This is a genomic window from Bifidobacterium bombi DSM 19703 (assembly GCF_000737845.1).
GTDB lineage: Bacteria > Actinomycetota > Actinomycetes > Actinomycetales > Bifidobacteriaceae > Bifidobacterium > Bifidobacterium bombi.
In genome coordinates this window covers 1166929-1188257 of the sequence record NZ_ATLK01000001.1, presented here as the reverse complement: position 1 = coordinate 1188257, position 21329 = coordinate 1166929, and the positions used below count along the sequence as shown (strand labels likewise).

At 56.1% G+C, this 21329-nt stretch carries 12 protein-coding genes and 1 pseudogene; 12 read left to right on the top strand and 1 reads right to left on the bottom strand.

The features are described from left to right. Positions 1 to 10 precede the first annotated feature (10 nt). From gatB to BBOMB_RS04450, 9 genes and pseudogenes are all read left to right on the top strand, one after another. Positions 11 to 1510 carry an Asp-tRNA(Asn)/Glu-tRNA(Gln) amidotransferase subunit GatB gene (gene gatB / locus BBOMB_RS04490; RefSeq protein WP_044087242.1) on the top strand — a complete coding sequence of 500 codons (1500 nt, stop codon included), beginning with the start codon at positions 11 to 13 and terminating at the stop codon, positions 1508 to 1510. Positions 1511 to 1726: 216 nt separating this feature from the next. After that, positions 1727 to 2734: a GNAT family N-acetyltransferase gene (locus tag BBOMB_RS04485; protein WP_081867297.1), complete on the top strand. Its 1008-nt coding sequence runs from the start codon at positions 1727 to 1729 to the stop codon at positions 2732 to 2734. Next, entirely contained in the window at positions 2724 to 3047 is a 324-nt protein-coding gene (locus BBOMB_RS04480) for a DUF2469 domain-containing protein (protein ID WP_044086990.1), read from the top strand. The genes BBOMB_RS04485 and BBOMB_RS04480 overlap by 11 nt, the downstream gene beginning before the upstream one ends. A gap of 180 nt (positions 3048 to 3227) precedes the next feature. After that, the gene (locus tag BBOMB_RS04475) at positions 3228 to 4877 is read left to right on the top strand and encodes an NAD(P)/FAD-dependent oxidoreductase (protein ID WP_044086991.1); all 1650 of its coding nucleotides are present in this window, start codon (positions 3228 to 3230) and stop codon (positions 4875 to 4877) included. 437 nt (positions 4878 to 5314) lie between these two features. Beyond that, positions 5315 to 7423: a transcription termination factor Rho gene (gene rho / locus BBOMB_RS04470; RefSeq protein ID WP_414133051.1), complete on the top strand. Its 2109-nt coding sequence runs from the start codon at positions 5315 to 5317 to the stop codon at positions 7421 to 7423. A 7-nt stretch (positions 7424 to 7430) separates the two neighbouring features. Further along, a pseudogene (locus BBOMB_RS04465) lies at positions 7431 to 7849 on the top strand (chorismate mutase). A 123-nt stretch (positions 7850 to 7972) separates the two neighbouring features. After that, entirely contained in the window at positions 7973 to 9088 is a 1116-nt protein-coding gene (locus BBOMB_RS04460; protein WP_414133073.1) for a LacI family DNA-binding transcriptional regulator, read from the top strand. 90 nt (positions 9089 to 9178) lie between these two features. After that, a complete protein-coding gene (locus tag BBOMB_RS04455) occupies positions 9179 to 11458 on the top strand; it encodes a glycoside hydrolase family 127 protein (protein ID WP_044086996.1) in 2280 nt (759 codons plus the stop codon). Between the two features lie 636 nt (positions 11459 to 12094). Next, complete coding sequence (locus BBOMB_RS04450; protein WP_044087245.1) at positions 12095 to 13114, top strand: LacI family DNA-binding transcriptional regulator; 1020 nt, start codon at positions 12095 to 12097, stop codon at positions 13112 to 13114. Between the two features lie 139 nt (positions 13115 to 13253). On the opposite strand, the gene BBOMB_RS07600 is transcribed toward BBOMB_RS04450, so the two are convergent. After that, positions 13254 to 16529, bottom strand: a complete 3276-nt coding sequence (locus tag BBOMB_RS07600; protein ID WP_081867295.1) for a family 43 glycosylhydrolase — start codon at positions 16527 to 16529, stop codon at positions 13254 to 13256. A gap of 483 nt (positions 16530 to 17012) precedes the next feature. On the opposite strand from BBOMB_RS07600, the gene BBOMB_RS04440 reads away from it, so the two are divergent. The 3 genes from BBOMB_RS04440 (at position 17013) to BBOMB_RS04430 (ending at position 21245) form a co-directional block, all read left to right on the top strand. Next, on the top strand, positions 17013 to 18488 hold the full coding sequence (locus BBOMB_RS04440) for a family 43 glycosylhydrolase (RefSeq protein ID WP_238549885.1): 1476 nt from the start codon (positions 17013 to 17015) through the stop codon (positions 18486 to 18488). Between the two features lie 233 nt (positions 18489 to 18721). Then, positions 18722 to 19726 (top strand): glycoside hydrolase family 43 protein, encoded by a 1005-nt coding sequence (locus tag BBOMB_RS04435; protein ID WP_044087252.1) that lies wholly within the window; start codon positions 18722 to 18724, stop codon positions 19724 to 19726. A 199-nt stretch (positions 19727 to 19925) separates the two neighbouring features. Continuing rightward, a complete protein-coding gene (locus BBOMB_RS04430) occupies positions 19926 to 21245 on the top strand; it encodes an ABC transporter substrate-binding protein (RefSeq protein WP_044086997.1) in 1320 nt (439 codons plus the stop codon). Positions 21246 to 21329: the final 84 nt, after the last annotated feature.

The following is a 21329-nucleotide window of genomic DNA, read 5'->3' as shown; positions in this document are numbered from 1 at the left end:
AATGGATATCATGGCTGAACATTTGATGAAATATTCTGATGCCGTCAAAGAGTTTGATCCGGTATTCGGTTTGGAAACGCACGTCGAGCTGTGCACGAACACGAAGCTGTTCTGCCCGGCCCATATCGAGTTCGGCGGGGAGCCGAACACCCAACTGACCCCTGTGAGCTTGGGGTTGCCGGGATCGCTGCCGGTGGTCAACAGGACTGCCGTGGATTTCGCCATCAAGCTTGGTCTGGCGTTGCACTGCCATATCAACGAGTGGAGCCAGTTCTCACGCAAGAACTACTTCTATCCGGATATGCCTCGCGACTATCAGATTTCGCAGTTCGACAAACCGACCAACGGCGAAGGCTACCTTGATGTCGAGCTTGACGACGGAACGGTGTTCCGTGTGCCGATCGAGCGTGCGCACATCGAGGACGATGCAGGGAAGAACACCCACGTCGGCGGTACTGATGGACGAATCGAGGGTGCAGACCATTCATTGGTGGACTACAACCGTGCCGGTGTCCCGCTTATCGAGATCGTAACCAAGCCCGTTGAGGGTGCAGGGGAGAGGGTGCCGGAGATAGCCGGTGCGTACATGCGTGCCATTCGCGACATCGTGCGGGCATTGGGCATCTCACATGGCCGCATGGAACAGGGCAACATGCGCGCCGACGTCAACATCTCGTTGCGCCGTAAGGGCGATACCGAGCTTGGAACCCGCAGTGAAACCAAGAACGTCAACTCGTTCCACGGCATCGAACGCACGCTGCAATACGAGATTCGTCGGCAGGCGGCCATCTTGGATGCCGGGGGCGAGATCCTGCAGGAGACCCGTCATTGGGACGAGGCTACGCAGACCACTGCGGGCGGTCGCGTGAAGTCCGATGCCAACGATTATCGCTACTTCCCCGATCCGGATTTGGTCATGCTGCACATTACCCCGGAGCATATCGACGAAATCTCGAAGACCATGCCGGAGATGCCCGCCGAACGTCGCAAGCGCTTGCAGAAGGAGTGGGGGCTTTCCGATTTGGAGATGCGTGACCTTATCAATGCCGACGCATTGGACCTGGTCGAGGAGACCGTCAAAGCCGGTGCCGGTGCTGCGGGCGCGCGCAAGTGGTGGCTGGGTGAGATTTCGCGCGAAGCCAACTCCCGGGGGGTGTCGTTGGAGGAGCTGCCGATTACGCCCTCTGATGTGGCCCAGGTGGAAAAGCTGGTTGCCGATGGCAAGCTCAATGACAAACTCGCCAAACAGACCGTTGTGGGTGTGCTTGCCGGCGAAGGCGCGCCGGATGAGGTCGTCAGGAAGCATGGTTATCAAGTCGTTTCCGACGATGGTGCGCTCGAAAAGGCCGTCGATGAGGCTCTTGCGCAGAATCCGGACATCGCCGAGAAACTCCGGTCCGGCAACATGAAGCCCATGGGTGCCATCATCGGTGCGGTCATGAAGGCAACCCGCGGACAAGCCGATGCCAAGGCCGTCTCCGCTCTGGTCATCAAGAAGATCAAGGGCTGATTCCGGCGCGGCCTGATCTGATGGAGCTCTCAGGCCGTTGCCGACGCATTCCGAGGCGCTGCCATCCCGTGCAGTTCGCATGGGGACGGCAGCGCTTGTTCTTTGCAATGCCGCTGCGACGAACGGGGCCGATCGCACCCGGCGCCTGTGGATAATAGTCATGCGAGCACAGTATTCTTGTATGCAGATGCAAAGCACAACAAGGGGCTTCAACCAATGTCAGATAACGACGAGAAATCACCTGATTCTCCCGATTCTCAGGCTTCACGCACACTCCCGGATCGTTTGAACATCCCCGAAATCCGAGGCGAGATGGTTCATCTTCGTCCTGCCACTCTTGACGACCTCACCAGGCTTGACACGTTGCAGGCTTATTACAATGCTTCGGGAATCACCGGAAAAGAGGAGAAGGCAGAACGGGCCATCGTGCACACCTGGGTGCGGCGTTCCGTGGCTTGGTCCAATGGGGGTACGCCGAATGAATCCGGTGTCGGCGATCCGGAATTCCGCCGTACGATAGCCTGGGCTGTGCTTACTGATGCGGATCATGATTCCGACGGACAGGTGGATGCCATGGCGACGGACAATGTTATCGGCATGGTGTTTCTGATCGATATCGATGGTTGGGCCCGCTCGGCGCGCATCCAGATGCTGCTCGGCAAGGATTATCGCGGTCGTGGTTATTCGCGGGACACCATGCCCAGGGTCATGACCTATGCCTTCGCTGCGGAACCGGCGGGGCTGGCGATGCACCGCATTTGGGTGGCGGTGCCGGAAACGAACACCCGTTCCCTTTCGGTGTACCAATCGCTCGGCTTTGTGCCTTCCGGTACTTCCCGCGATTCGCTCTGGAACGCATCCGCAGGCAAGTACCAAGATCTTGTTGTCATGGACACCTTGGCGGACGAGTATGATCCGATTGCATCACTTGACGCTTTCGGTATGCACGTCATAGCCGACAATCCCGGCGTGCAGGAGGTCATGGCGGCGCATGAGCATTCCATGGAAATCGCCCAACACGGCACGAAGGATTCCGAGGATTCGGCGCAATGGCCATATTCCTCGAACCATGCCAAGAAGTCGAAGAAGGCGTGGTGGCGCAATCTTGGCCGCAGTGCGGATGGTCGACGTGGCGATGGGCGTGATTCGTCCGTCGTGAAGTCAGTCGACGCCGATGCCGATAGGCCCGGCCGCATGGGTGAAGGAGGCAGCGTTGAGCGCTGAAGATCTCGACAATTATGAGACGGATGCCGAATTGGCCCTTTACAGGGAATATCGTGATGTCATCAAGCTGTTTACCTATGTGGTGGAGACCGAACGCCGTTTTTATCTCGCGAATAAGGTCGATTTCAACGTCCGTTCCGCAGGACAGGACGTCTACTTCGATGTTCAGCTGACTGATGCCTGGGTGTGGGATGTGTATCGATCGTCGCGCTTTGTCAAGAACGTTCGGATCGTGACATTCAAGGACGTCAACGTCGAGGAGGTTCAAAAGACCGATATAGACATTCCCGAATCGTTGGACGATATTAAGTGATGTACGGCTGGATTGAGCCCAGAGGTGTCATGTCCGATTATGCTTCAAGCGGGAGACGTCGTTCCACAATGTATGGGCACGACTTTGGTTGTGTTTTGCGTTGGGAAGGAGCCTGCATGGGTTTCATGGTAGGACATGCATTCGTGTAGTGTGATGCTGTTCGGTTTTTAGGAGGTTGTGATGGTCGATGCAGGAAACACCGGCAAGGAAACAGTCGTAATCATCGGTGGTGGCCCGGCTGGCCTGACCGCGGCTTGGGAACTCGCCAAGGACGGCGGTTGCGGACCCGATGGTCGCTTCGACGTGACGGTTTTGGAGGCGTCCAAGGAGTTCGGTGGCATTTCGCGCACCGTCAAGCATAACGGCAATCGAATGGATATCGGAGGCCATCGGTTCTTTTCGAAGGACGATCGGATCATGGACTGGTGGAAGAACATCCTCCCGTTGCAAGGAGCTCCTTCCTATGATGACAAGAAGCTGGGCCGTCACCATGATCTGGAGCCGGGCGGACCTGACCCGGAACAAACCGATGCCGTGATGCTTAAGCGTCACAGGGTTTCGCGGATTTATTGGAACAGGCGATTCTTCGATTACCCCATAAGCCTGTCTCCTTCGTTGTTCAAGGCATTGGGCTTCAAACTTACGTTGAAGGCCGGTTTCAGCTATCTTAAATCCATGTTTGTCAAGCTGCCGGAAGACAATTTGGAGAATTTCTACATCAATCGCTTCGGCCGTCAGCTTTATTCCATGTTCTTCGAAGGATACACGGAGAAGTTATGGGGGCGTCATCCCAGTGAGATCAGTGCTGATTGGGGCGCGCAGCGCGTGCGTGGATTGAGCGTGATGAGCGTGCTGAAGAACGCCATACAGAAGATGCTGCCTAAGAAACGCGATTCGAGCCAGGTTGAGACGAGTCTGATTGAAGAGTTCTGGTATCCCAAGCTTGGGCCGGGGCAGCTGTGGGAGACGGTCGAAAAGCAGTGCGTCGAAGGCGGCGTTAAGGTGCTTACCGATGCGAATGTGGTCGAGTTGCGTCAGGGTGAGGACGGGGCTGTAACCTCGGTCGTGTTCGAAGACGCGCAGGGCGGACGTACGGAACTCGCCGCCGATGAATTCATCAGTTCTATGCCTCTTAAGGATCTCATCAACGCGATTGACGCGCCTTCCAAGCAGTCCGGACACTCCAAAGCCACGAAACCGGTTCCTGCTGAGATGGTGCGGGTGGCTAATGGATTGCCTTATCGTGATTTCGTGACCGTAGGGCTGTTGGTGGATCATTTGCGTCTCAAGAACAAGACGAACATCCGTACGCTGGGGAATCCTCAGATTGTTCCGGATTGCTGGATCTATGTGCAGGATCCGGGCTACAAGGTAGGCCGGCTTCAGATATTCAACAACTGGAGCCCTTACATGGTGGAGAACCCCGATGGCACTGTATGGGTGGGTCTGGAGTACTTCTGCAAGGAAGGCGACGAGTTCTGGAACATGAGCGATGAGGAGCACATAGCTTTCGCCATCAAGGAACTCACGCGAATGCGCGTCATCAACGGAGCTTCTGATGTCCGCGATTCGCACTGCGAGAAGGTGAAGAAGGCGTATCCCGCTTACTTCGACACCTATGACCAGATGCCTGAGCTGATCAATTACCTTGATACTTTCGGCAATCTGTTTTGCGTTGGCCGCAACGGACAGCATCGTTACAACAACCAAGACCATTCCATGGCGACCGCCATTGAAGCGGTGGACAATATCAAGTCAGGTCGCAAGGATAAGAAGAACGTATGGTCTGTGAACACTGAGAAATCCTATCATGAGGAAAAGTCCGCGTGATGAATTCCCGATGATTTTATGGTTGAAGGCGGTGTGCTCCCTCTCGGCGCGCACCGCCTTTTCATGGTCGTACTGTTGATTTTTGGACGGTTGATGTTTTGTCGTAAATCATGAGGATCGGTGTATCGGTTTGCTGGCCCAGAGCCTGAAAGGGTTTGAGAATGGCATCCTGCGGACAGTGAATCCTAATCGGTGAAGTCATGGTTGTTCATGGCGGCATACAATGATGCAATAAGCGTATTGATTGAAACGCCACGCCGATGGTGTTCAGGTCCGAGATGTGCTGTACCATAATACGAAGTTCAAATCCTTGATTAAGAGGTGAACGTTTAGTCGCGGTATGGATACCGCATCTTTTTCATAAAGCTCTTGGGCGGTTAATGCGTGAAGAGTCAAGGAAAGGCATACTAGTGGCAATAAGCCAAGATATTAAAGATATGAAGCTGTCTGAGTTGAAGCAGCTAGCTAAGCAGATGGGTCTTCGCGGCACGTCGACGATGCGTAAGCCGGAATTGATAGCCACACTGCAAGCAGCCCGCTCCGGCGGTCAAGCTCCCGAAGGTGTTAGCGCGGGGGCACCCGTGGCTGAAAAACAGACAACGGCTAGTTCAGCTGTGCCCACCGGAAAGAAGTCCGGTGGGGTGTCGGATGATGTTGAGTCTGGCGCCAAGGAATCCTCAAGTCCGTTTGAGATGGATAACGGCGACCATGCGGAGGATGACTCCACACGTGGCGTGGCCGGAACGACGCGCGTTGCCGGAGGTGATGCGGCGCAGGATGGTGACATGCCAGAGCAGGGTGAGTTGCCAGTACAGGAGCAGGAAAATGCTACTCATCTTAAAGGGTCGGATTCCAGGATCGGACACGAGGTCGGCTTGCCCGACGCTGACGCGGGCTCGTCTGACGACGAAGGCAAAAAGAGCGCTGTAAGAAGGGCGCCTGTGCGTGGGCGTTCCCTGTCTCGGGGCCGCCGCGCAGGTGGAATGAATCTGTTGGAGGATCTTGGGTTGGATTCGCCACGCCGTCGTAACCATGATGAAGATTCGTCGGAGCGCAAGTTCCGCCGTCATCCGCTCAATCAAAACGTTCGTGCAAACAGCGGTAGTGCGCACGATGAGGGTCAAGTGCGTAATTTAGACGATATCTTAGCCACGCTTCCCGTAGCTGAAGAAGGCAATGGGTCGGTCGAAGTGCAGCCGTCGCTTTCCGTCCGTCGTGGGCGCATGCGCGAGGAGCGTTACGCTCGTAATGATTCTGATCGCGGAAGGACACGCCAACGCAGGATACCTGAGCGCGAAGATGAGTCCGATGTCGAGTATGACGATCGTAACAGCCGTGCGCATGGCAATCATGATTATCGCGCGGAAGAGGGCGTCGAACCAGCGCCGGTGCGCCGTGGTGCCAGAAGAGACGAAGCGAACCTGGTGCCTGTAGCGGGCATAGTCGATGTGCTTGATTCGTACGCTTTCATTCGTACCTCGGGCTACCTGCCTGGTGCAAATGACATTTATGTCTCGATGGGTCAGATTCGCAAGTATGGATTGCGCAAAGGTGATGCGGTGCATGGGTTCATCCGCCCGGTGCATGAAGGCGACAGGCGTAACCAGCGTCAGAAGTTCGTGCCTTTGCAATCCATCGAGACGATCAATGGCGTCGCGTTCGATGAGGTGGGCGACAGGCCCAACTTCTCCAAACTCACCCCGCTGTACCCACAGGAACGCCTCAAACAGGAAACGGTCTCCGGTAATATCATCGGTCGTTTGGTGGATCTGGTGGCGCCCATCGGCAAAGGGCAGCGAGGATTGATCGTCTCTCCACCCAAGGCGGGCAAGACGATCACGTTGCAGAACATCGCGAACTCCATAACGACCAATAATCCAGAGGTGCATCTCATGGTGGTGCTTGTGGATGAAAGGCCCGAGGAAGTGACGGATATGGAGCGCACGGTGCAAGGGGAGGTTATTTCCTCGACCTTCGACCGTCCAGCCTCCGACCACACCACCGTTGCGGAACTGGCCATAGAGCGGGCGAAGAGGCTAGTCGAGCTTGGTCAGGATGTCGTCGTGCTGCTCGATTCCATGACCCGCCTCGCAAGGGCATACAATATCGCCGCCCCGGCCTCGGGTCGTATCCTTTCGGGTGGCGTCGATGCCCAGGCTCTCTATCCGCCCAAGAAATTCTTTGGTGCCGCGCGCAACATCGAGAACGGCGGGTCGTTGACCATCATCGCTTCAGCTTTGGTGGAAACCGGATCCAAGATGGATGAGGTCATATTCGAGGAGTTCAAGGGGACCGGCAACATGGAGCTACGTCTTTCCCGAGAATTGGCCGACAAGCGTCTTTTCCCGGCCATAGACATGAACGCTTCGGGCACGAGGCGTGAGGAGCTCATCACGGCGCCGGACGAACTCGCCGTCATCTACCGTCTGCGCCGTCTGCTCGGCGGCATGGAACCCGAGCAGGCCTATCAGACCATCGTTCCGCGGATGAAGAAGACGGCCACCAACCGTGATTTCCTTAAAAGTTTGATTCAACAGCAGAATTAAGGATTCCATGAGCGAGAACGGTAAAGTCGGTGTGGCGGACGGAGTGGGGTCCGTTCGATGGCGCGATACGACGATTGATGACGCCTTGGCCGCAGCGAACCCCGAAGTGGCCGGCAGTGTTCGGCGCATCAAGGAATTGCGCCGAACGATAGACAATATCGATACAGCCATAACGTCATTGCTGGCGGAACGCTTCAAAACGACCGCGAGGTGGGGCGGCTCAAGGCGTCTTCCGGTTTTGCGCCCGAGGATGCCGAGAGGGAGGCGCAGCAGGCGGCGCGCCAGCGTCGTGTGGCAATCGATGCAGGGCTTGACCCCGAAATCGCACAGGCATATCGCGAATTCGTCGTCGGAGAAGTGAAGAAACGGCATCAGCGTATTTTGGATGCCGGTGGTGATGCCGGTGTCCTTGATGTGTATGCCTAGCGTTCCGCGGCATATTCCGGTTATTCCGGTGGAGGGATCGTTGGAGTCCGGCCGGGGTTTGTTCTTGGGATAGTAATATGTGAGTATGTGCTGACGTGCGAAACGACAGGAGGCGGCATGGGCATCGATGCGAGTCATAAGGCCGACAGGTCTCCCTCGATGTTCGAGGTGGCGAAGCTGGCCGGTGTCAGTCATCAGACGGTTTCCCGCGTCATCAACGATTCGCCGCATGTATCCGCGTCCACCCGTGCGCGAGTCCAGCAGGTTATCGACGATCTGGGCTACCGGCCGAGCAATTCCGCTAGGACATTGGCTTCAAAGCGATCCCACACCATCGGACTGATTGCAGGAGGACAGCATTTCTTCGGACCGGTTTCGACTCTGGCTTCCATCGAGGAGCTCGCGCGGAGACATGGTCTTTTCGTGACCGTGTCGCTCATCCATGAGGCCCTTTGTACACAGGGTGAGTTCGAGGAATTGTGCCGCACCTTCGAAGACCAGAACGTAGATGCTTTCGTGATGCTGGCACCTACCGATGTCATGTTTTCCGCGGCTTGCAAGGCGAGGTTGAGCGAGCCTCGCGTGTTGGTCACCTCCACGCACGGGCAATTGGGCATGGGGCAGGCCGGAAGGATGATGAGCGATGAGGATCGCCAGCGTACGGCCATCGTTGGCCTCGACCAATGGGGTGCCATGGAGCGAGTGGCCGAGTTGGTCGCCAAATTCGGACACCGATCGGTGTGGTACCTTGCAGGGCCGGTTCAGTGGCGTGATGCGGTGACGCGCTTGGCCGCCTGGCGAAAGGTCTCTGCATTGCATTCCATCGATACCCGGATAATACAGGCGCGATCTTGGGAGGCCGGTGAGGCGTATTCGCTGATGAACCGGGAGCTGGAACGATTGGGGCAGTCGGGGCAGAATCGTCCCACCGCCGTCATCACCGCCAACGACGCACAGGCCGTCGGCGTATATCGGACGTTGCGTGAGCACGGGTTACGGGTCCCTCAAGATGTGAGCGTCGTTGGCTTCGATGATATGGCAGGCATGGACAACATGATGCCGCCGTTGACGACGGTGCGGCCTGATTTTGATCGCTTGGGTGCGGCGGCCATGCAGGAGGTGCTTCGTCTGCTTGGCGTCACTGGGCAGACTTCGTTCCAGGAATCGGCGCACGGAGCCGGTCTGATTTCGTGCGAAATCATGCAGCGTCGTTCCCTTGGCCCGGTGTCGCGCAATTGATTCTGGTTGCAAATGCGGCTCATATTTGAATGTAATTCGGATATTGTATTATTCTAACGTTAGAAATCTGAATCCGGAGGCATTCCTCACATGGGCAAAGAAGCTGTAAGTGGACATCGTGGGCCGGTCACAAGTCATCCGATTGATATTTGTTCGGCATCGGTCACTGGACGGTTCTGGTCTGCGGAGCAGGAGCTGGTGAGATCTGTCGTGCTACCGTATCAGTGGCGTGTCCTCAACGACCAGGTTCCTGGTGCCGATCCGAGCTATTGCATGCACAACTTCCGAGCAGCCGCAAGACTGAACCAGCGGCGCAGTGAGGTCGAGGGTAATGGCGGCCGGTTCGAGGCCCCTAGGTATACGGACCGTGGCTTCGATGTGCTTCCTGATGATCCGAAAAACCCCGATCCCGATCGGTTCTACGGTTTTGTTTTTCAAGACACCGATTTCTCGAAGTGGATCGAGGCTGTCGGTTATTCGTTGGCGCACCACCCTGATGCGCAGCTGGAAGCTACTGCGGATACAGCAATAGACGTGGTTTGCGCCGCACAGCTGCCCAACGGGTACCTCGATACGTTCTACATCCTGGGTGGAATGGACCGGCACTTCACTAATCTGAAGGACCATCACGAGTTGTATTGCATGGGGCACCTTATTGAAGGCGCCGTTGCATATTATGAGGGAACCGGTAAAGACAAGCTGCTGCGTGCAGCCGAACGCTTCGCTGATTATGTGGGGTCCGTCTTCGGGACTGAGCCGGGACGGATTCATGGGTATCCTGGACATGAGATCGCTGAAATGGGCTTAGCTCGACTTTATGAGGTAACCGGTGAGCCGCGTTATTTGAAGCTGGCCTCGTATTTCATACACCAACGAGGAAGCGCCCCCTTGTATTTTGAACAGGAGGATCGCAAGCGGGCGGCATTTGACGGCGTCCCATACGAACCTAACAAGGATTGGCCTGAGCCTTATGCCTATTATCAGGCGCACAGGCCGGTGGCCACGCAGAATGAAGCCGTAGGTCACGCGGTACGTGCAGGTTATCTATATTCCGGCATCGCTGACATCGCCCGTCTTACGCAAGATGACGAACTGGGGAATGCCGTACGGGCGCTTTGGCGCAGCATCGTCGATCATAAACTTTACATAACCGGTGGTATGGGTTCGACGGCGGTGGGTGAGTCTTTTTCATACGACTATGATTTGCCGAACGACTTGGCTTATAGCGAGACCTGTGCGGCCGTATCTTTGGTGTTCCTTGCTCGGCGCATGTTGCAGCTGGAACCCAAGGGAGAATACGCCGACGTCATGGAACTGGCGCTATACAACACCGTGTTGGCGGGCATAGCTTTGGACGGCAAAAGCTTCTTCTATGTGAATCCGTTGGAGGTACGGCCTCAGACATATCTCAACCATGATTCCCGCTTTGCCCATGTATCTCCCTTACGCCGTAAGTGGTTCGGCTGCGCCTGTTGTCCACCCAACATCGCCAGACTCGTCCAGTCGGTGCAGAGTTATGCCTACACCCTTGGAGATGATGGAAGCACCTTGTTTGTTCATCTATACATTGGTGGGGAAGTGCGTTTTGCGTTGACCCATGCCGATTCCGATGCCTTCTCGAATATATGCCTTGAGATGCAGAGCGAACAACCCTGGTCCGGTTCGGCCAAGGCCAAGGTGCATATAGCTTCAGATGATGTGGACAAGCCGAGGTTTCGGAAGGATTCGCCTGGGTATCGTGGTTCTCATGACTTCACTCTTGCCTTCCATCTTCCCGCTTGGGCCGGCGGTCGGGACCAAGCGGCTGCCGGGGTCGGTGTTGTGGATGCGGCGGGGCGACCCGTGACCTCACGGATAAGGCGAGAGGTGCGTGATGGATATCTGTATCTTACCGGCGAATGGCACGAGTGCGATGTCGTGAGGCTTGACTTTGCCATGCCGGTGATTCCCCTCATGGCCGACGGTCGGGTGAACGAGGACGCCGGTAAGGTCGCATTTTTGAGAGGGCCGATCGTCTATTGTGCCGAGGAAAGTGACAATGGGTCGAGGTTGCATGAACTTCATGTCGATACCTCGGATGGGACCATCCAGGCACAGGCGGAGGCTTTTGCCTTCAAGGCAGGTTCGGAAGGGTTCGGAGAGGACGGGATCGGACAGGTCGATGAGTGTGTCCGCCAAATGGTAAAACTCCGTGTACGTGCCTGGCGTCAGGTGTCGGATGCACATCCCTACCGCTCGAACCGGCACCAGCCGTTATATTACCGATGGGCACCGGTAAGGCGCGAGCCTGTGACAGTCACCCTGATCCCTTACTTCGCATGGGCCAACCGGGGTTTGGGGGAGATGCGTGTGTTTCTTGACGCTGATTGAGTTTTGGATTCACGGTGTACATTAATGATGCCGCCAATGATTCGATGGTGGGAGGCTGGTGCATCAGGTCCATTGTGGAAACGTGGAACTAACGGAACCGGAAACAAAGGCATCATGGAAATAGGTAAATCGGTGGGTGAGAGTCGTACGGCGTGTGACAATGCTGACGAATCGGAGTCGTGCCCGTTCGCCGATATATGTGTGGGGTTCGGCGCGGGTTTGTGTGATCTTGGAATTCGGTTTTTGTGTTGGCTGGGTAATCCGCGTTGCAGGTCGGTGCTTTACAACGACATACGACGGTTGGAAGCCGGATGTCTTGCTTTAGCGGTGGAAACGCGAGTCCGGTTCATGTTTTTGCATAATACAGAATACAGTTTTGAATCACTGCAGCTATGGCACATGGGTGTCTGCTCGCCATGAGGCTGGCGGTATGCTGCCGTCAGGTGAGCGTGAAAAAGGGATTTCGTTCTTAACGCCTTCGGTGAGAGTAGAAGTTACAATGATGTAAAACATTTAAGGTCGAGCTCGAGAAAGCATTTACATACATTGTGCATGAATGGGGCGAATATGAAAACAAAGAGCAGCAACGGCGGTGGCCTTGCGAAATCGCTGGATGGAGCGACCAAATCCGTAACCATGCGTGAAGTGGCTCAAGCGGCTGGCGTATCTGTCAAAACGGTATCGAACGTCGTTAATGATTATGAGCATGTTTCCGAGGCCACTCGGCGTAAGGTCAATACGGCCATCGAAAAGCTGGGCTATGTGGTCAACGTGTCGGCACGTAACTTACGATTGGGCCAGACCGGTGTGATTTCGCTTGTTATCCCCGATCTGCAGTTGCCCTACTTCGCCCAACTTTCGTCGTTGGTTATCGGTGAAGCAAAGAAACTGGGGCTTCACGTGATAGTGGAGCCTACGTTGTACTCCAGAGAAGGTGAAATCGATGCCTTGCATGGCAGCCGGCAGAACCTGTTCGACGGGGTGATCTTCAGTCCGTTGGAGCTGGGGCAGGAAGATGTGGACCAACTGAAGGTGGACTACCCGCTGGTGCTCATCGGTGAACGCATCTTCACCAATACGGTCGACCATGTGGCCACTGAGAATGTGGAAGGTGCCAAACGTGCTACATCCTACCTCATCCAGAGCGGTTGTAGGCGCGTCGCCGTGCTGGGCGTGCACCCTGGTGAGAAGGTCGGTTCGGCAGGTTTGCGCTTCCAAGGCTACCGTGAGGCCTTGGAGGAGAATGGGATTGAATTCGATGAGCGATTGGTGGCTCCCGCAGGCATGTGGCACCGCGTCGACGGCGTGAACGCAATGAACGAGTTGCTCGACGGGGACGCGCGGCCGGACGGCGTGGTCGCGCTCAACGACATGCTCGCCTCTGGCGCCATGCACGCCATCCAGATGCGTGGGCTCAAGGTGCCGGACGATATCTCTGTTATCGGTTTCGACAACTCCGATGATTCGCAGTACCTTTCGCCCCCGCTGAGCAGCATCGCTCCTGGACTTGAGGCTGTTGCTCGTCTTTCGGTGCGTGTGCTGCGCGACCGTATCGACGGTAAGACCGACGTACTGGGCGTTGGGCCCGGCAGGCATGTGTTCCGTAAGGTCTCATCTGCGCTCGTGGTGCGCGGTTCCACCAAGCCTTTGGAATAAAAAGTAGGATGAACGGTCTCGTGTTTTGTGCCCTGATGAGTCCTGCAGTGTTTCGTACTATCGGATAGTGCTGAGACTTCAGCATAAGGTGCGGGTACCGGTTTTGTGGCTGGCACCCGCAATCTTTGTGTATCAACCGCTAGCGTTGTGTGGTGCTATGCCGCTCTTTTGTAACGGCCATGCTCATCGCAGAGGCGAAGGCCGCAAGCAATGCCGCAACGCCGATGACTGCAACTACTGTCGTGCCGGTGTGCGACAACCCTTTGTCAGCTTCGAGCTTCTGTGTCTGTTCCTGGTTTGGATTAGGTTTCGGATTCGGATTCGGTTTCTGATTCTGATTCGGATTCGGTTTCTGATCCTGATTTGGCGTTGGTGGAGTGATTGGATTTTCCAACTCCTGCACCGCCCAGAAAGCCGCGCTGCCTCCGTGTGAGGTGGCGTCCGGCCCGTCATCGGTGAATACGTCGCCGCCGTCGCCGGTCATGAACAAGGTTGGCTTGCCGCTTTCATCGGTCTGCTCGCCGAGTGTGGCTCGGTAAACGCCGTGCAGCAACGACGTGCCCGCCGCTGATGTGACGTTGAGTGTCACTGCCGTCCCGGAAGCCGCGCGGGTGAGGCTTTGCGCCCCACCGTCCAGTGTCCAGGTGCCCGTTGCGTCTGCGCCCAACGAGCCGTCGGTATTGAGCTGGACGGTGATGGCATGGTAGATGCCGTCGCTGTTTTCGTCGCCTCCGGCGTAGAACTTGATTGGGTTGTGCACCACCAGGCTGTATTTGCCCGCCACCTGAGCGGTGGTGTAAGGCTGTGAGGCCAGGGAACCTGATTTCTCGAACGGCGCCATGACCAGCCAACCGTCGGGAGAAAGAACCATCGGGGTTACGCGGACCTGATGCTCCTCAAGGTTTACCCCGGCGCCGCCGGCTTTCACGAAGCGTGTGTGGTAGATATTGTAGATTGATCCGTCGTCGTCGGTGAGGAAGGCATTGCCTCCCTGCGCGGTCTTGGCATTCTCGCTGCCCGGCAGGACGTAGGAACTGTCGATGCGCAGGCCGCGGTTGAAGGCCAGGTCGCTGGTCACGTGCTGTGTGTAGACCGCCGAGTTGCCGTTCTGGTCGGTGTAGGGTCCGTAGATGTTCCTGGAGCGGAACTCGCGCATCTGGTAGCCGCCGCCTTGGGTGAGCCCGCCGTAGGAGAGCGTCATGTACCAGTAGTCGCCGGCGTGAGTCAGCGCCACCCCTTCACCGGAATTGCCGAAGCCCCCTGCCAGCTTATGGCCGTAGTAGGCATCGGAGACGTTCGGTGTGGTTTCGTAGGTGGTGTTGTAGTCGCGCAGGCCGGTAGCCGGGTCGAGCTTGATCATCCAGATGCCGCCGAACCAGCTTCCCAAGGCCATCCACAGGTCGCCGTGCTCGTCGTACTTCACGCTGGCGTCTATGGCGTTGATGCCGGTGTTCCACAGACTCTGGTAGCGAGAGATATCGGCGTTCGAGCCGAGTACCCTCGGCACATCGGTCTGGCCGACGTTGCTTGGTTCGAATCCGGAGTAGATGACCGGACCTACCACCGTCCAGTCTCCCTCGATGTCATCTGCCGTGAGCAGTGCCATGAGGGTCTTCTGATGCGCACCTCCACCATTGATGGACAGGTACATGCACCACTTGTTCATGGTCTTGTTCCAGATCACCTCGGGAGCCCACATGTTGCCGGCCACGTCAGGGTTGCTCTCCTGCTTGGGCCAGGATTGCCAGATGTCATGAAGCACGTTTTCGTAGTCGTCGGTGAGGTTGTTGTGGAAATACTCCCAGTGCTGCAGGTCGGTGCTGCGCGCGAAAGCGCGGTGCGAGCCGAAGATGTAATATTTGCCGTTCGTCTTCACGATCGATGGGTCGTGCGAGCTGATGCGGGAGTGCGTGGTGTCGTTGCCCGCACTGAGTGGTTGTACGGTGGATGGGATGACGCGCGTCACCGGATTTACGAGGGAATCGTGCGCCACTGTTGCATCGCTGTGGCCATCGTCGGTGACCGTGGCCGTCAGCTCCACGGCCTGAGCTTTCTTCCCGGTCGGGCGGTTTACTTCTGTCTCGTAGTTTGTGGCGCCTTTGCTTAAGGGAAGAATCTTGAGCGTCTTGGTATCCGAGGAAGTCCAAACCACTTTGGCGCTCACTCCATATTGGCTGAGTGAAAGCGTGGCCGGCAGCAGGATGTTGCCCCGGATGTTATCGGGGCTCTCAATTTTCACCGCGTCGGCGATGAGCTTGCGCAGTGTGTCGGTGGATACGGCTTTGGGGACGCGGACGGTGAAGGTCTTGGTCACCGGAGTTTCAGGTACGGGGATCCCTGCATTTGGGCTCAGCGTGGCAGTCAAGGTCACGTCGGTGTCGCTCATTGGCAACGTCACGTGTGCTTGGTTGGCATTGAGACTGATCGCAGCCGCATTGCTGGATTGCCAGCTGACTGAAGCATTGTCGGTAGTGGAGGGCAACGTGAAGTCCTTACATGCACCGGTCGGTACTTGTATGTCGGCTGCCTGGTGCAGGAGAAGATCGCTCACCTGATCTTTGGGCAGTGTCTGTGCGATCTGCTCCTGGCTGAGTGCTCCATCGTATACGGCGAAGTTTTTGATGGCGCCGTGGAAGAGCGCGTCCCCCACTCCCGGGTAGCGGGAGTTGCCGATGACATCGTTCGTCTGGTTCTTGAATTTCGAAGGATTGGTGGTGGCCTTCGACTGGCCCACTTGCCGCCCGTTGAGGTAAAGCTTCACCAGGTTGGTCGTTCCATCCACAGTGGCGGTGAGGGTCTGGAAGTCGTCGAATGATAGGTTCTCGCTGGCCGGGAAGAAAGTCTCACCTTCCCCATTGCCCTTGGAGGTGATGGATGTGTAAAGCGAGGTATGGGTGGAGGCTGCCCATGAGCCGGTGCCTGTTTGTCCCGTACTGCCTAATGCCCACAGGTAGGTCCAAGGGCCCCCGTTGTTGAAGGTGTCGTTCTTCACTTGGGTTGAAACTGTGACGGATGCCTTGTTTTTAAGGATGTCGTCAGGCAGTTTGACGTAGACGTTGCCATCCATCTGCAGGGCTCCGTTCTTGAAGGTGCCCTTCGTGCTCTCATTCGCGATGTTTTGAATCTTCGCTTCGCCAAGTGTGGATCCTCTTGCTTTGTTGTTGACGCTAGTGGATCCGTTCTCAACGTCGGTGAAGTCGTAATCCACGATTGCATTCGGCAGATCTTGCGCGGTGATGCCTATGGTACGGACTGAAGCGGGGTTTGCGCTCGCAGGTACCCCAGCCGTCATGACGCCAAGGGCGCACATGGCGGCTAGTGCGGCCATGGCCTTGTTGAGGCTACGCGATATGCATGGAGGGTTGACTGATTCACCTTTTCTAGAATTCGATATACAACGATGTAAAAATGACATAAACAACTCCTATGTTTTTATGCGCGCTGATATGGGGACATTCATTCCCTCTTATACAACTATATCGTGTTTTGCGCAGCTGAAGATACGAAACGAATAAAATATGGATTTGCAGACGGTTCCGGCGTGTCGGCTACTATAACGTTGTAAATATAGTCAAAGAAGGACGTTTGCGACAGCGCAGACGGTAGAGGGTTATGCGCTGTACGAATAGACAATTGATATGTTGTTTCTGTCAATCAATCGTTGCATGGACGAAAGGATGATATGCCAGATATACAACGATGTAATGAAGATTCCCTGAATTCGAAAGCCATAAATGTGAATTCATCCGAAGCCGTCGTTTCCGCTGGTCATGCACCTCGTAGAAGAGGTTCACACAAACCACTGATTGTCGCAATCGCTGCACTGCTGGTGGTTTTGCTCGCCGTTGGTGGTTTCGTTGCGAAAGACACTATCGAATCCGCTTTGCAAGGAGATAAATTGACCCATTCACGCGTAAGTTCGCACGACCCGTCCGTGGTCAAGGCGAATGGAAAATACTACATTTTCGGCACGCATAGGGCCTTCGCCAAGAGCGACGACCTTCAGCATTGGAGCTATTTCAGCAACAACCTGACCCAGGACTACGAGACCCTGCTCGGTCCGATCTGGAACGCCTGGCCCAAGCAGCCGTCCAATCCGGACGTAAGGGGCAACATGTGGGCTCCGGAGGTGATCTGGAACAAAACCATGAGGAAATGGTGCATGTACCTTTCCGCCAATGGAGACAACTACAAGTCGGTGATCGTCCTGCTGACCGCCGACAACATCGAAGGAGACTGGACGTACGTGGGCCCTGTGGTCTTCTCTGGTTTCGGTAATGGCGATGCGGACAAGACGGACGTCCCCAGGGTGCTGGGCAGCGGTGCCGACCTCACCCGCTACTTCGATACCCAGGATACGGAGATCAATGCCATCGATGCCTGCGTCAAGTACGACGGGGACGATATGTGGATGGCGTTCGGCAGCTGGTTCGGCGGCATCTGGATGCTTAAGCTCGACCCGTCCACCGGTCTGCGTGATTACAAGACCACCTATCCCACCAAGGAGAACGTCTCCGATGCGTACTACGGCCACAAGCTGGCTGGCGGCCACGGCAATTCCGGTGAGGGAACGGCCCTCGTCAAGAACGGTGAATACTGGTACATGATGCTCTCCTACGGCGCTTTGCAGCAGGGAGGCGGCTATCAGATGCGAGAGTTCCGCTCCAAGTCCATCACCGGTCCCTACCTCGATCAGAACGGCAACGCCGCAATCTATACGCGCCATGTGGACACGAATCTGGCCTTCAACCGAGGGCTGCGGATCGACAGCTCGTACAGCGAGCCCGGCATGCAGACGGTTCTGGCCGCTCAGGGAGGTAATTCGTTGCTTAAGGATTCGGATGGCATCATCTACAACGTGTACCATACCAGGTTCGTGCGCGATTCGGGTGACAAGGAGGAGCACCAGGTACGGGTCACGCCGATGGTTGACGCCAACGGTTGGCTAGTCATGGCCCCGTATGAGAAATCCGGGCAGCTGCTCGGCAAACCGGGGTATACCACGGGGCAGATCAAGGGTAGATACGGGTTCGTCGTGCATAACCCGACTACTTTCTATTCCGGTGGTGACGCAAGCAGCAAGGCGGTGTACCAGGCACAGACCGTTGAACTCAAGGGCGATGGCAGCCTGAGCGGGGAGGGGGTTTCGGGCAGCTGGTCCGTCGACGGCACCGAGGTGAGTCTTGACGTGGCAACGGCACCTGCACAGTCCCACTTGCATGGAAAATACAAGGCCAGGGTCAACGAGCAGTACGACGAGACCGGGCGCAAGAGGCTTTTCTTCACTGGTCTGGGCGGTGATGCTTTCAGGAACGCCGGTCCGGACGCGAAGCAGCATGGAGGTGAAACGGCCTTCTGGGCGGTAAGGGAATGAATCGTCGGTTGGCGCCGCTTTGCCGCTTCTGTGAAGTAGGGAAGCGGTGTCGTTTCCGTTTGGCGCCTAAACTCGCAAGCGCCAAATGTCGAGTCGGAAGTTTGGGGCGGAGGAGGTTGCAAGCGGTTCGTTGTGGATTCGTTTGGATTCCCTGAAGGAACGCCGTAATTTGTTATAACGATGTAAATTTGATATATTCAACGTTATAAATTACTCAAGAAGCAGAGGTTATGATGGCTGAGTATGAGAACCCGATAGTGCTGCAACGTGCCGATCCGTGGGTGCTGAAGGATGGTGACACATACTACTTCACGAGTTCGGACCCGCGCTACGACACCATCGGCATCCGGTCCGCGAAACGGATCGACGACCTGCAGAAGGCTCCGGAGGTCACCATCTGGCATAGGCATGATTCAGGTCCAATGAGCAAATACATCTGGGCGCCTGAACTGCACAAGGTGTCGGGGAAATGGTACATCTACTTCGCCGCAGCCCAGACCGACTTCGAAGCCTCCGGACTCCCAACGCACCGCATGTACGTGCTCGAGAACGCGGATGCGGATCCCATGAGTGGCAACTGGACAGAGAAGGGGCGCATAGAGACGCCCATTGACTCGTTCTCCCTTGACGCCACCACCGAAGTCATCGACGGTGTGCAGTATCTGGTCTGGGCGCAGAAGGACCCTGCCATAGAAGGCAACTCGAATCTCTACATCGCCAGGATGAGCGATCCGTGGACGCTTGCGAGCGAGCCTGTGATGCTCAGCCGTCCGGAGTATGACTGGGAATGCATCGATTTCCTTGTGAACGAAGGGCCTGCTTTCCTGCTGCACGCCGACAAGGTGTTCCTTACCTATTCGGCCTCCGGTACTGGTGTCCCATATGCCGTAGGGCTGCTTACGGCCAGCCGGGGCAGTGACCTGCTCGACCCTGCCAGCTGGACGAAGAGCCCGGTGCCGGTCTTCAAAACCTGCCAGGCGAATGGGCAGTATGGTCCCGGACATAACTCCTTCACGAAATCGGAAGACGGGCAACAAGATCTGATGGTCTACCATGCGCGAAACTACACGCATATCGAAGGCGATCCGCTCTTCGACCCGAACCGTCATGCTCGTGTCGGCGTCGTGAATTGGAAGGCTGACGGTACGCCGGACTTTGGCGTACCTCAGCCGGACACGCGATGGACTCCGGTCACGGTGGATATTTTGCCTCCAGACGGAGGAGATGATGCGAAATAGGCAATAAAAGTGCGTGTCTAATTTGTACAACGATAGAAATAGTGCTATAACATAAATTACATCGTTGCAAATGAAAGGATGTTGGGCTTTAGCATCGGTGTTTAAAGTCGATGTGATGGCTGAACGTTAGACCGGACAGTGTTTGTCCGCTTGGCAACGATAGCACATTCAGCATAATAGGAAAAAGAGGAGAGATTCCATGAAAATCAAGAAGACTCTGGTGGCGAGCATGGCTCTCGTGTTGGCCGCCAGCATGGGCCTCGCCGGGTGCGGCTCCAATGGTGCCAATGGTTCCAAGGAAGCGAAGACGGCTGATGGCAAGGTTAAGATCACCATGTGGCATGGCTTCTCTGAAGCCGATGGCAAAACGTTGGAAAAGATCGTCAAGGACTTCAACAAGTCCCAGAATAAGTATGAAATCGACGCTCAGCTGCAGCCTTGGAGCACCATCGGCGAAACGATGGTCACCAAGGTGACTTCAGGAGATGGTCCGGATATCGTCACCACCGGTGCTGACAATGGTCAGGGCTGGTCCATCGACGGCACGTTCCAGTGCGTCTCCGATTTCTATAGCGATCCGCAATACGAGACCAAGAACTACATCCCCAACGTCGTCAAGCAGATCACTTACAAGATCGACGGCAAGGAGGAAAAGTGTGCGGTGCCCATGGGCTATGCGCCTACGGCCGTATGGTACAACACCAAGATGTGGCAGGCTGCCGGTTTGACGGAGAACGACTATCCCAAGACCTGGGATGAGCTGCTTGAGACCGCCAAAAAGCTGACCATTCCAGGCAAGCAGTATGGCATTGCGCTTCCGGACTATGGCTGGGCCACCTTCCTCAAGGGCAACGGCACTGGCGTCTACACCGTAGACGGCAAGGCCTCGCTCAACTCCCCGGAGAACAAGGCGTTCCTCGAGAAGATGCGCGACTTCTATAAGGGTGGTTATTCCATTAAGGGCATGGACGATACTAAAGCCCGTGAATCCTTCGAGTCTGGACAGTCTGCGATGGCCATCGTCGGTCCTTGGGAAGATCAAGCGGCTACCGACAAGCATATCGATCATGACCTGTTCCCTGTTCCTGATGGCAATGGTACCTATGTCTATCCTGACGGCACTAAGGGTTCCAATACCGGTTCGACCGGGTTGTACTGGTGGGTCACTTCGCAGGTGGGTAACTCCCCGAAGAAGAAGGGCATCTACGAGTTCATGAAGTACTACAACTCCAAGGACAAGCAGATCGAATGGTCCCTCGGCTCGGCTTATCCGCCGAACAACACGCAGGTCACTGAGGCTGATCTTGCCAAGCGTCCACTCATCGCCAAGATCGCGAAGAACACAGATCATTCCTACATCGCCATTGCCGGTCTCAAAGGCGGGTTCGGTGATATCAGCGCGACCGTCGATTCCCTGTCGAACAACACGGTCCGCAAGGACACCGACATCTCGCAGCTGTTGGAGACCGCGAACAAAAAGCTTGAAGGCTATCTCAAAGAGCAGGCTTCACAGGACTGATAAATAAAAGGCTTGTCGCTGTTGTCAATGGCGACACTGACTGCTGGCCGGGTATGTTCATGTGCATACCTGGCCGGCTGCAGG